This window comes from Aeromicrobium sp. (assembly GCF_049586495.1).
In the GTDB taxonomy this organism is placed as follows: domain Bacteria; phylum Actinomycetota; class Actinomycetes; order Propionibacteriales; family Nocardioidaceae; genus Aeromicrobium.
Genome location: NZ_JBAVCB010000145.1, coordinates 1 through 10,975 on the forward strand (window position 1 = coordinate 1; position 10,975 = coordinate 10,975).

The window sequence follows — 10,975 nt, forward strand, 5'->3', positions numbered from 1 at the left end:
CCCGCGGGTCGCGGCGTGGGGGGATCCGCGCATCGTGCTGCGCTGCGGTGTGCGACAGCCGCCGGAGCTGGGACCGACATCACGCTGCGACGACGTGGACGGCGTCGGCTGGTTCACCCAGAAGCGCGACGGCGGAGGGCGTCTGTTCACCACGATCGGGCGCGACCCGGACGTGAGTGTCGAGGTGCCCGCGACCTACCAGCCGGCCGCCGCGGCGCTCATCGACGTGGCCGACGCGATCACGACCGGTTCGACCGCCACCGACCCGTGCGTGTGAGCGGTCAGCGCAGGCCGGTGTCGCGGTGCAGCGCGAGTGCGATGAGGCGCTCGACCAGCTCGGCGTAGGACACGCCCGTGGCCTCCCACAGACGAGGGAACATCGAGAACGGCGTGAATCCAGGCATCGTGTTGATCTCGTTGATGACGAGGCCGTCGTGCGTCAAGAAGAAGTCGACCCGCGCCAGACCCTCGGCACCGATCGCCTCGAAGGCCTGTACCGCGTACGTGCGGATGCGATCGGAGTCGGTCTGGGAGATGTCTGCCGGGATCACGTTGGTGCTCGACCCGTCGAGATACTTGGCCTCGAAGTCGTAGAACTCGTGCTCCGTGTCGGCGTCGACGGTGATCTCGCCGACCACGCTGGCCACCGGAATGCCATCAAGGCCCTGCATGACTCCGCACTCGACCTCGCGCTTGTTGCGGGCGGCTGCCTCGACGATGACCTTGGGATCGAACTCGCGAGCCGCTTGAACAGCGGCGTCGAGGTGGTCCCATGACTCGACCATCACGACGCCGGAGCTGGAACCGGCTCTGGCCGGTTTGACGAACACCGGCAGACCCAGCGCGCGGACGCGCGCCTCAGCGCGGGCCCGGTCCTTCTTCCACTGCCACGGCATGATCGTGACGTGGGCCAGCTGAGGGAGCCCGGCGGCCGCGAAGACCGTCTTGGTGAACGGCTTGTCCATGCCGACCGAGCTGGCCAGCACTCCGGCACCGACGTACCGGACGTCTGCCATCTCCAGCAAACCCTGGACGGTGCCGTCCTCGCCCCACGGACCGTGCAGGAGGGGGAAGACGACATCGGCGGTGCGCAGCTCTTCCCAGGCGAAGTCCGGCAGGTCATCGCGGACCTCGGGGAGCGTGCCGGGAGCGACATCGGCCCAGTCGGCCGTCTCGCGCACCCAGCGCCCCTCGCGCGTGATGCCGACCGGGCGCACGTCGTATCGCTCGCGATCGATCACGGCCAGCACTTCGTGGGCAGTGAGGCACGAGACGCCGTGCTCGCTGCTGCGGCCGCCGAAAACGACCATCAAGATCGGCCTGACAGTGCCGGGAGTGACTTGGCTCATTGCCCAGAACCCTACCGGCGTGTACACAGGGGTTCATGCCCGGACGCGAGTTGTCACCTTCCACCATTGCCGTCGCCTCTGGGCGGCCTCCGCGCGAGCCCGGGCGCCCCCTCAACTCGCCGATCACCATGGCCACGGCCCTGGTCCCTGGCGGTGATGCGGAGTACGCCCGTTTCGGCAACCCGACCTGGGACTCCTTCGAGCAGATCCTCGGTGATCTGGAAGGCGGCCGCGCGCTGGCCTTCTCCTCCGGGATGGCTGCTTCGACCGCCGTCATCGACCTCGTGCCGCTGAAGGGCACTGTCGTGGCCCCCCGCGGGGCCTACGCCGGCACGCTGGATCTGTTGCACGACCGGGCCAGGCGCGGGTACTTCGAGCTCGTTCTCATCGATGTCGACAACACTCCGGAGACCGTCAACGCGGTCGAAGCCGCCGACCTCGCGTGGATCGAGACTCCGACCAATCCGGCGCTGCTGGTCGCTGATCTCGCAGCGATCGGCCAAGCGGCTGATCGGTCGGGCGCGGCCATCGCGGTGGACAACACGTTCGCGACGCCTCTGCGGCAGCGTCCGCTGAACTCCGGGGCCGACTTCGTCGTGCACTCGGCATCCAAGCTGTTGTCCGGTCACAGCGACGTGATGCTCGGGGCCGTCGTGACGAAGGACAAACGGGCGCATGACGCGATCCACCGCCGGCGCACCATGATGGGCGCCGTGCCGGGCGCGCTCGAGACCTTTCTCGCTGCCCGCGGCATGCGCACGCTGCACGTGCGGCTCGACCGCGCCGAGGCGAATGCCAAGGAACTGCATGCACGACTGTCGCGAATCCGCCAGGTGGTCTATTCCCGGTACCCCGGATTCGGCACGATCATCGCCTTCGAAGTCGCTGGTGGGCCGGAAGCCGCCGAGAAGATCACCCAGCTGAGCGAGATCATCGTCCACGCCACCAGTCTCGGCGGAGTGGAGTCCACCTGGGAGCGGCGCCGGCGCCACCCGGCCGAGCCACAAGCCGTGCCAGAAGGCCTCATTCGACTCTCAGTGGGCATCGAGGACGTCGATGACCTGTGGCTGGACATCGAGACCTGCCTCGCCGCCCTGACCTGATCGGGTCGCAGGCGGCTCGGTCAGTCCGTCTCGGGCTTGGCCTTGCGCGAGATCATGGCATCGACCAGCTCAGCTGGCGTCATGGTGCCGGCGATCAACGCTGCCACGTGCTCGACGATCGGCATCTCGACGCCGTGCATCTTGGCGAGCTCGCTGACCGAGCGACAGGACTTCACGCCTTCAGCCACCTGGCGGGTCTCGGCGGTGACCTCCTCGAGGGTCATGCCGCTACCGAGCTTTTCTCCGAACGTGCGGTTGCGCGACAGCGGTGAGGAGCACGTGGCCACCAGGTCGCCCATGCCGGCCAGACCCATGAACGTCGCCGGATCGGCACCGATCGCGACGCCGAGGCGGGCACCTTCGGCGAGGCCGCGAGTGATGATCGACGCCTTGCAGTTGTCGCCGTAACCGAGGCCCACTGCGACGCCCACGGCCAGCCCGACAACGTTCTTGGTGGTGCCGGCCAGCTCGCAACCGATCACGTCGGTGTTCGTGTACGGACGAAATGCGGGCGTGTGGCACAGCTGTTGCACGCGTTCGGCGACGTGCTCGACCTCGCACGCCACCACGCTCGCAGCCGGCTCGCGCTGCGCGATCTCCCGCGCCAAGTTGGGGCCGGAGACGACGGCGATGCGCTCGGGTCCGGCGCCGGTCACCTCTGCGATGACCTCGCTCATGCGCATGTGGGTTCCCAGCTCGACGCCCTTCATCAGGCTGACCAGGACGGCCCGCTCAGGGATGTGGGCAGCCCAGTTCTCCAGGTTGTTGCGCAGCTGCTGGCTCGGCACGGCCAGCACGACCAGCTCGGCGTCGGCCAGGGCTTCAGCCGGATCCGATGTCGCCGAGATGGCGTCAGGCAGCTCGACTCCCGGCAGGTAGTCGGTGTTCTGGTGCCTGCTGTTGATGGTCTCGCAGACCTCGTCGCGACGACCCCACATCCGCACCTCGTTGCCGGCGTCGGCCAGCACCAGCGCGAACGCGGTACCCCACGATCCTGCTCCCATCACGGCGATCTGTGCCATCAGCCCTCCAGGCTCTGGTTGGTTGCTCTGCTGCGCAGCGTGCGCACGTCGATGCGCGGACCGGTCGGCAGCTCACCACGCAATTCAGCCATCATGGCAGTCAAGGTGTCCATCAGGCGTTCGGTGGCGCCGTGAAGCACCTCGTCGGTCAGAGGTTGACCCGTGAATTCGGACAGATCGAGGGCTGGCCCGACCCGGACGTGGATCGTCTTGCGCGGGATGAGCTTGGGCATCTTGGTGTAGGGCCACAGGATCTCCTGCGCGCCTGACTGCATCAGCGGGATCAGCGGCCGACCTGTCATCAAGGCGATGCGGACAGCGCCGGTGCGACCGGTCATGGGCCAACCCAGCGGATCACGTGTGATGGTGCCCTCGGGGTAGACCGTGACGACCTCCCCTGCCTCGACGGCGGCGCACGCATCGCGAACGGACTCCGCAGCTGCCCCGGGCTCGGTGCGATACACGGGAATCTGACGAGCTGCACGCATCAACCGACCCAGTCCGGGCACGCCGAACAGTGTGTCCTTGGCCAGGAAGCGCGGCGGCAGATCCTGGTCGTACAGGAAATGTCCCAGCAGGATCGGATCAAGGTGCGACACGTGATTGGGCGCCAGCACGTACCCGCCCTCAGCGGGAAGATTCTCCAGACCCTGCCAGTCGCGCTTCGTCAGCATCATGAGCCACGGGCGAACGATGAAAGCGAATCCCCAGATGGCGCGAGGCATGGGCCGGTGCTGCATGGCCGACACCCTACTCAGACGCATGTCGGCTCCCGACGTGCCAGGCGGGTCCGGGGGGTCAGAGAGTCGCAGGCTTGAACGAGGGTCGGGCAGCCTCGTAGCTGTCGATGTCGCCGGCATGACTCAGCGTGATCGCGACGTCGTCGAGGCCCTCGAGCAGGCGCCAGCGGGTGTAGTCGTCGATCGTGAAGGAGTCCTTGATCGCGTCAACGCCCTCGCCTGCCTGCACCGTGCGGGTCTCGAGATCGACGGTGACCGACGCGCCGGGGAACTCATCGAGGTAGTCCCACAAGCGCTGCACGACGGTGTCGTCGACCTGCGCCGCGAGCAACCCAGCCTTGCCGGAGTTGCTGCGGAAGATGTCACCGAAACGCGGTGAGATGACGACCTTGAACCCGTAGTTCTGCAGTGCCCACACGGCGTGCTCGCGGGAGGATCCGGTTCCGAAGTCCGGTCCGGCCACCAGCACGGTCGCGTTGGCATAGGCGCCTTGGTTGAGCACGAACGAAGGGTCGTTGCGCCAGGCCGAGAACAGGCCCTCCTCGAAGCCGTCCCGGGTGACCTTCTTGAGCCACACGGCGGGGATGATCTGGTCGGTGTCGACGTTGCTGCGGCGCAGCGGGGCGCCGACGCCGGTGTGCGTGGTGAACTTCTCCATGGATCAGGCTCCTGACTTCTCGAGTTCGGCCAGATCGGCAGGACCGGCCAGGTGGCCGAAGATCCCGGTGGCCACGGCGACGTCGGGCGAGACCAGGTGGGTTCGTCCGCCCTTGCCTTGGCGACCCTCGAAGTTGCGATTCGACGTCGAGGCCGCGCGCTCTCCCACCATCAGCTGGTCGGGGTTCATCCCCAGGCACATCGAGCATCCGGCGCCGCGCCACTCGGCGCCAGCGTCCTTGAAGATGGTGTCCAGACCCTCGGCCTCGGCTTGCAGCCGCACCCGCACCGATCCCGGCACCACGAGGATGCGAGTGTCGGCGGCGACGACGTGACCCCTGATCAGGTCGGCAGCGACGCGCAGGTCCTCGATCCGGCCATTGGTGCACGACCCGATGAAGACGGTGTCGACCTGGATGTTCTTCATCGGGGTCCCAGCCTCAAGGCCCATGTAGACCAGCGCGTTCTCCGCCGCAATACGTTCGTTGTCGTCCTCGAACGAGGCCGGATCGGGCACCTGGCCCGACAACGGCACGCCCTGGCCGGGGTTGGTGCCCCACGTGACGAACGGCGTGATCTGGCTGGCGTCAATCGTGATGACCTTGTCGAACGTGGCGTCGTCGTCGGTGACGAGGTTGTCCCAGTAGGCGACAGCGGCGTCCCAGTCCGCACCCGTGGGCGCGCTCGGGCGACCCTCCAGGTAGTCGTAGGTGACCTGGTCCGGAGCGATCAGACCGGCCTTGGCGCCCCACTCGATCGACATGTTGCAGATCGTCATGCGCGCTTCCATCGACAGCCGGCGGATGGCCTCGCCGCGGTACTCCACAATGTAGCCCTGGCCACCGCCGGTGGTCTCCTGCGTGATGAGCGAGAGGATCAAGTCCTTCGCGGTCGATCCGACCGGAAGCTCGCCCTCGACGTCGACAGCCATCATCTTGGGCCGCGCCTGCGACAGTGACTGCGTGGCGAGCACGTGCTCGACCTCGGAGGTACCGATGCCGAAGGCGATCGACCCGAACGCGCCGTGCGTCGAGGTGTGCGAGTCGCCGCAGACGATGGTCATGCCCGGCTGGGTCAGCCCCAGCTGTGGTCCTACGACGTGCACGATGCCCTGGTCGACGTCTCCCATGGGGTGCAGACGGACGCCGAACTCCGCACAGTTGCTCCGCAGCGTCTCGACCTGCAGACGCGAGACGGGATCGGCGATCGGCTTGTCGAGGTCGGTCGTGGGGATGTTGTGATCCTCGGTCGCCAGCGTCAGATCCGGGCGACGCACCCCGCGGCCCGAGAGACGCAGACCGTCGAAGGCCTGCGGGCTCGTGACCTCGTGGATGAGGTGGAGGTCGACATACAGCAGATCCGGCTCGCCGTCGTGACGGCGCACGACGTGGTCGTCCCACACCTTCTCGGCCAGTGTCCTACCCATGACGTCTCCTCGTCTCGATGCTGGTGCCCGACAGGTGCGTCGTGTCCCGCAGTTGCGTCTCACAATGCGATACGGCAATATCAAGGCATGGACAACTCTAGCGGAGTCGGCGTTCTCGACAAAGCCGCCCTGGTGCTCGCCGCCCTTGAACCTGGCCCGGCGACGCTGGCCGGGCTGGTCGCCAGCACCGGTCTCGCCCGCCCGACCGCGCATCGACTGGCCGTCGCACTCGAGCATCATCGACTGGTCGCTCGCGACATGCAAGGACGATTCATGCTCGGCCCCCGCCTCGGCGAGCTGTCGGCGGCTGCTGGCGAAGACCGCCTGCTGGCCGCGGCCGGACCCGTTCTGGCACGCTTGCGCGACATCACCGGGGAGTCCGCGCAGCTGTTCAGGCGCCAGGGCGATCTCCGCGTGTGCGTCGCTGCTGCCGATCGCCCCACGGGTCTGCGCGACTCCATTCCAGTCGGCAGCCAGCTGACGATGTCCGCTGGCTCCGCGGCCCAGGTGCTGTTGTCGTGGGAAGACCCTGAGCGGATGAACAAGGGGCTGATGAAGGCGACCTTCGCGGCCGCCGAGCTGTCAGCCGTTCGCAAGCGCGGCTGGGCGCAGAGCGTCGGCGAGCGGGAGAACGGCGTGGGCTCCGTCTCCGCGCCGGTCCGCTCTCCGTCCGGCAAGGTGGTGGCAGCCGTGTCGGTCTCCGGACCGCTAGAACGACTCACCCGTCAACCGGGACGGATGCATGCCCCGGCCGTCGTGGCGGCCGCTGAGCGACTCGGTCAGAGCCTGCGCCGTGTCACCTGATGTGATGACCTGCTGATCTACGCGCCCTACTTCAGCGCAGCCAGCAACTGCGCCTTCGTCATGCGCGAATATCCGGACACGTTCTTTGAACGCGCCTCGGCGCGCAGTTGCGCGACCGTCCACGACGAGTCGGCTGACGAGGTGGAACCACCGGTCTCGGCGACCTTCTGCGTCGCTGGGGCGACCGCGGACTGTGCCTTCCCCATCAGCTTGCGCGCCTCCTTCTCGACCGCGCGGACAGCCTCCTTGGCCTTGGCCACCTGCTCGTCGAGCTGCTTGAGCAGGGCGTCGCGCTGCTTCTCGGCGACCTTGACCTGCTTGGACAACTTCTTGACCTGCTTGGACAGATCGTCCACGAGCGCGTCGGTCTTGGATCGGGTCGACGTGCGGGACTTCTTCTTCGTGGCCACGGGTCCTCCTCGGTGTGATGTGTCACACATCCTGTCGGATGCGGCCGCTCAGCAGAAGCCCCTGACCGGTTCTCAGAACAAACCGGGGTTCTCCAGCTGCAGCAAGGTCTGCTTGCACTCCAGTCCCCCGGCGTAGCCGGTGAGCGTGCCATCAGCACCGATGACCCGATGACACGGCACCACGATGGGGATCGGATTCGACCCGTTGGCCGACCCGACCGCACGCGACACGGCGCTGTCGTAGCCAAGCCGGCGGGCGATCTCGCCGTACGTCGCGGTCTCGCCGTACGGGATGTGCTGGAGCTCGGACCAGACCTTCTGCTGGAACTCCGACCCATCTCGAGCCAGCGGGAGGTCGAAGACGGTGCGCTCCCCCGCGAAGTACTCGGTCAGCTGCACCTCGGCGCGGTCCAGCAGCGGATGGTCGGAGCGCTGGCCGGCTGGGTGGGCGTCGAAGTTGATCGCGGTGATCAGATCGGCCGACACGCGGATGCGCAGGCCACCGATCGGTGAGTCCATCCATCGTGAGGTCATGACGGGGTCCTTTCCAGGGCGCCGCTTGCGCGCCACAGATGCATGCCGGCATAGGAGCGCCAGGGGCGCCACCGGTCAGTGTGGTCGATACCGCGACTGTCCAGCTCGCGTCGCAGCACCAGATCAGTGGTCAACAGCACGTCGGGGTGCGCCAACGCACGCATCATGACGTAGTCAGCGGTCCAGGGACCAATGCCTCGCATGGCGAGCAGCTGCTCACGCACTGCGTCGCGATCGACCCCGGGATGCAGCTGGAGTGAGCCGTCCGCCACGGAAGACGCGACGGCAATGATCGAATCGGCCCGGGACCGCGGCATGCCAAGATCTCCGGGGGCGGCGGCCGCCAGCGCCTCCGGTGCCGGGAAAGCATGAGTGAGCCCGTGAACTGAGGCCAGCGCGAAGTCGACCCGCGTGCCGTGCACCGGAATCTGACGTCCGAGCACCGTGTTGGCACCGGCGACCGACACTTGTTGACCGACGATGGTGCGCACCGTGACCTCGAAGCCGTCGACGTGCGAGGGAACCCGCAGGCCGGGCGTGGCTGCCACGAGCGGAGCCAGGTGCGGGTCCTCGGCGAGCGCGGCATCGATGGCGACCGGATCAGCGTCCAGATCGAGCATGCGTCGCACCCGGCTGATCGCGACGGACACGTCGCGAAAATCAGCCAGCTCGAGCTCGCAGTCCACACGATCGTCGTGCAACGTCAGTGCCGCGACGCCGAGCCCATGCGGTAGCCGGAGCACCCGGGCGTACGTGCGTCCCTGCACCGTGTCGACGCCGGGCAGCACGTGCGCCTCGAGGAAGTCCAGCAACGCGTCGGCGGCGAAGGGCTGGCGCACCGCCAGCCGCACCACGACCCGGCCGGACGGATCGCCGTGCCGACGGCCCCGCATCTGCGTAGGCGTCTGGGCGTAGGTTTGCCGGATCGAGTCGTTGAATTGGCGCACCGAGGCGAAACCGGACGAGAACGCAACATCGGCCATCTGCAGATCGGTGGTCTCGATCAGGACGCGAGCGACTTGAGCCCGACGGCTCCGAGCCAACGCCAGCGGACCCGCGCCCAGCTCGGCCGAGACCATGCGGGTGAGGTGACGCGGGCTGTAGCCGAGCCGGTCGGCCAAACCTGCGACTCCTTCACGCTCGATGACACCGTCGCCAATCAGCTGCATGGCGCGTCCGACCGCGTCGGCCCGGACATTCCATTGCGGCGACCCTGGCGTGGTGTCCGGACGGCATCGTCGGCACGCACGATACCCGGCATCCTCCGCCGCTGCCGCCGAGGCGTGAAAGCTGACATTCTGCGGCTTGGGCGAGACTGCCGGACACGACGGTCGGCAATAGATTCCCGTGCTGCTGACTGCGGTGTAGAAGACTCCGTCGAACCGGGCGTCGCGCGACTGCACGGCGCGATAGCAGCGGTCGTGATCGAGGTGCATGCCATCATCATGGCGGTCTGAGCCACCAGAATCTAGCGGAATTCGGACACTACGGTCTTCGCGACGAGCGCCCGGCTAGATCAATCCGCAGACGACTCCGACCACGACGGCACCCAGCAAAGGGTAGCCGGCGTTGATGACCCACAGACGGGGCGGCTTGCTGTCGTACAAGGCGTTCTGGCCCATGAGGGCGGCGATCGCGATGCCAACGGCGAGCCCGGCCTTGGCGCCGTGGCCAGCACCCGCGTCACGGGTGAAGTATTCGATGACGCCGGCAAGCACAAACCCGATGAGCACCGACACCGCCATGGTCGTGACGGGCGGCGCCTGCGGGCCCTCCCCCTCAGCGAAGGTGATGCCCATGTCTGCGGCCCACGGCTTGCGAAACAGTGCCGTGTACCAGATCGCGCCGAGAGCGAAAAACGCCACTCCGCCCACGAGCACTGCCACGATTGAGTAGTTGTCCATGATCACGCCACGTCCTTCACAGCGTCGTTGAGGGTGTCGATCGCGCCACTGGACGGTGCATTCTCCACACCGGTCCAGTCAGGCGAGGGCAGCACCTGTTCGGTTGATGTGCCGTTCTGAACGTCGCGAATTTTCGCGACGATCTCGTCGATGTTGTTGGGGACGGCCCGCCCGCACGCGTTGAGCTCTGACTCGATCCGCAGCGTCAGTCGCGGCTTGTTCGCAGCGACCGCGTCAGCCGTGGTGCCGGACTCGACCTTGCTGTCCGACAGGTCGGGGACATCGCCACAGACGTGGTAGACCCCGCCGCCGGTAGACCAGTAGACGGTGTCGGATCCGAGCAGCTGGATGACGGCCTGCTTCTCGGCGGTGTACTTCTCGATCGAGCTCGGATCGAAGTCGATTCCGATGACCGAAGCGATCAGCGCGACGACGATGCCCACCGCACCGGCGATGCCCTTTTGCGTCTTGTCCATGTCTTTGTTCAAGAAGATCACGATGATGATCGGCAGAAAAGCGATGATCGGAATGACAGCGCCGAGCTGATTCTGGACGAAGAAGCGCATCGTGTCCTGGCGCGACGCCGGGTCGAAGGTGTTGGCCTTCTTCCACAGGATCGAGCCGATCGCCACAGCAATGCCGTCGAGAACCAGCAGCACGATCAGGAGGACGAAAGCCCAGGTCGGGAAGCCGTTGCTGACCTGCAGCACGCCGCGGTCGTCGACCACTGCCTTCTCGGAAAGAATCGAGTCGTTGAGGAGCAGGCCGAAGATCGCACCCAGCTGAATGATGATGCCGAGCACCCACAACGACACCGCCACGATGCGCAGCTTCTTGGCTTGCACGCCGGACTCCGCCGAGGCCTTCCAAGTTCCCTTGTCGTGCAAGGTTCCTGCGGAAGAATCCTCGTCATTGCCGGCCATGAAGTCTCCTCGCTCGAGCGGAACGACCATCATGCTAGCGGCTACCGCCGGCACGGCGGCCACATCTGCGGACCGCCTCTAGCTGGCGACCACTTCGAACGAC

At 66.9% G+C, this 10,975-nt stretch carries 13 protein-coding genes; 3 read left to right on the top strand and 10 right to left on the bottom strand.

Annotated elements, in window-relative coordinates:
• Window positions 1–277: DUF3515 family protein (locus WB508_RS07645; RefSeq protein WP_423844290.1), on the top strand; the 277-nt coding region annotated here is incomplete at its 5' end.
• A 4-nt stretch (window positions 278–281) separates the two neighbouring features.
• Here WB508_RS07645 and WB508_RS07650 read toward each other — a convergent pair.
• Window positions 282–1,349 carry a D-alanine--D-alanine ligase family protein gene (locus tag WB508_RS07650; protein WP_423844291.1) on the bottom strand — a complete coding sequence of 356 codons (1,068 nt, stop codon included), beginning with the start codon at window positions 1,347–1,349 and terminating at the stop codon, window positions 282–284.
• Window positions 1,350–1,384: 35 nt separating this feature from the next.
• Between WB508_RS07650 and WB508_RS07655 the strand changes: the two genes are divergently transcribed.
• A complete protein-coding gene (locus tag WB508_RS07655) occupies window positions 1,385–2,452 on the top strand; it encodes a trans-sulfuration enzyme family protein (RefSeq protein WP_423844292.1) in 1,068 nt (355 codons plus the stop codon).
• Window positions 2,453–2,472: 20 nt separating this feature from the next.
• Here the strand turns inward: WB508_RS07655 and WB508_RS07660 are convergent, their stop codons facing one another.
• The 4 genes from WB508_RS07660 to leuC are packed head-to-tail and all read right to left on the bottom strand — an operon-like array spanning window position 2,473 to window position 6,297.
• The gene (locus tag WB508_RS07660; RefSeq protein WP_423844293.1) at window positions 2,473–3,474 is read right to left on the bottom strand and encodes an NAD(P)H-dependent glycerol-3-phosphate dehydrogenase; all 1,002 of its coding nucleotides are present in this window, start codon (window positions 3,472–3,474) and stop codon (window positions 2,473–2,475) included.
• On the bottom strand, window positions 3,474–4,214 hold the full coding sequence (locus WB508_RS07665) for a lysophospholipid acyltransferase family protein (protein ID WP_423844294.1): 741 nt from the start codon (window positions 4,212–4,214) through the stop codon (window positions 3,474–3,476). The genes WB508_RS07660 and WB508_RS07665 overlap by 1 nt, the downstream gene beginning before the upstream one ends.
• Before the next feature lie 58 nt (window positions 4,215–4,272).
• The gene (gene leuD, locus WB508_RS07670) at window positions 4,273–4,872 is read right to left on the bottom strand and encodes a 3-isopropylmalate dehydratase small subunit (RefSeq protein WP_423844295.1); all 600 of its coding nucleotides are present in this window, start codon (window positions 4,870–4,872) and stop codon (window positions 4,273–4,275) included.
• Window positions 4,873–4,875: 3 nt separating this feature from the next.
• On the bottom strand, window positions 4,876–6,297 hold the full coding sequence (gene leuC, locus WB508_RS07675) for a 3-isopropylmalate dehydratase large subunit (protein WP_423844296.1): 1,422 nt from the start codon (window positions 6,295–6,297) through the stop codon (window positions 4,876–4,878).
• An 87-nt stretch (window positions 6,298–6,384) separates the two neighbouring features.
• Between leuC and WB508_RS07680 the strand changes: the two genes are divergently transcribed.
• Window positions 6,385–7,101, top strand: a complete 717-nt coding sequence (locus WB508_RS07680) for an IclR family transcriptional regulator (protein ID WP_423844297.1) — start codon at window positions 6,385–6,387, stop codon at window positions 7,099–7,101.
• Between the two features lie 26 nt (window positions 7,102–7,127).
• On the opposite strand, the gene WB508_RS07685 is transcribed toward WB508_RS07680, so the two are convergent.
• From WB508_RS07685 to WB508_RS07705, 5 genes are all read right to left on the bottom strand, one after another.
• Entirely contained in the window at window positions 7,128–7,511 is a 384-nt protein-coding gene (locus WB508_RS07685) for a hypothetical protein (RefSeq protein WP_423844298.1), read from the bottom strand.
• A gap of 72 nt (window positions 7,512–7,583) precedes the next feature.
• Window positions 7,584–8,045, bottom strand: a complete 462-nt coding sequence (locus tag WB508_RS07690) for a methylated-DNA--[protein]-cysteine S-methyltransferase (RefSeq protein WP_423844299.1) — start codon at window positions 8,043–8,045, stop codon at window positions 7,584–7,586.
• A complete protein-coding gene (locus WB508_RS07695) occupies window positions 8,042–9,481 on the bottom strand; it encodes a DNA-3-methyladenine glycosylase 2 family protein (protein ID WP_423844300.1) in 1,440 nt (479 codons plus the stop codon). Before WB508_RS07695 ends, WB508_RS07690 begins: the two co-directional genes overlap by 4 nt.
• A gap of 75 nt (window positions 9,482–9,556) precedes the next feature.
• Window positions 9,557–9,949, bottom strand: a complete 393-nt coding sequence (locus WB508_RS07700; RefSeq protein ID WP_423844301.1) for a DUF1761 domain-containing protein — start codon at window positions 9,947–9,949, stop codon at window positions 9,557–9,559.
• Between the two features lie 2 nt (window positions 9,950–9,951).
• Window positions 9,952–10,872 (bottom strand): hypothetical protein, encoded by a 921-nt coding sequence (locus tag WB508_RS07705; protein WP_423844302.1) that lies wholly within the window; start codon window positions 10,870–10,872, stop codon window positions 9,952–9,954.
• Window positions 10,873–10,975 lie beyond the last annotated feature (103 nt).

Excerpts from the sequence above, each read along its gene's own strand:
- WB508_RS07650 (WP_423844291.1), bottom strand. The coding sequence starts at position 1,349 with ATGAGCCAAGTCACTCCCGGCACTGTCAGGCCGATCTTGATGGTCGTT.
- WB508_RS07655 (WP_423844292.1), top strand. The coding sequence starts at position 1,385 with ATGCCCGGACGCGAGTTGTCACCTTCCACCATTGCCGTCGCCTCTGGG.
- WB508_RS07660 (WP_423844293.1), bottom strand. The coding sequence starts at position 3,474 with ATGGCACAGATCGCCGTGATGGGAGCAGGATCGTGGGGTACCGCGTTC.
- WB508_RS07665 (WP_423844294.1), bottom strand. The coding sequence starts at position 4,214 with ATGCAGCACCGGCCCATGCCTCGCGCCATCTGGGGATTCGCTTTCATC.
- leuD (WP_423844295.1), bottom strand. The coding sequence starts at position 4,872 with ATGGAGAAGTTCACCACGCACACCGGCGTCGGCGCCCCGCTGCGCCGC.
- leuC (WP_423844296.1), bottom strand. The coding sequence starts at position 6,297 with ATGGGTAGGACACTGGCCGAGAAGGTGTGGGACGACCACGTCGTGCGC.
- WB508_RS07680 (WP_423844297.1), top strand. The coding sequence starts at position 6,385 with ATGGACAACTCTAGCGGAGTCGGCGTTCTCGACAAAGCCGCCCTGGTG.
- WB508_RS07690 (WP_423844299.1), bottom strand. The coding sequence starts at position 8,045 with ATGACCTCACGATGGATGGACTCACCGATCGGTGGCCTGCGCATCCGC.
- WB508_RS07695 (WP_423844300.1), bottom strand. The coding sequence starts at position 9,481 with ATGCACCTCGATCACGACCGCTGCTATCGCGCCGTGCAGTCGCGCGAC.
- WB508_RS07700 (WP_423844301.1), bottom strand. The coding sequence starts at position 9,949 with ATGGACAACTACTCAATCGTGGCAGTGCTCGTGGGCGGAGTGGCGTTT.
- WB508_RS07705 (WP_423844302.1), bottom strand. The coding sequence starts at position 10,872 with ATGGCCGGCAATGACGAGGATTCTTCCGCAGGAACCTTGCACGACAAG.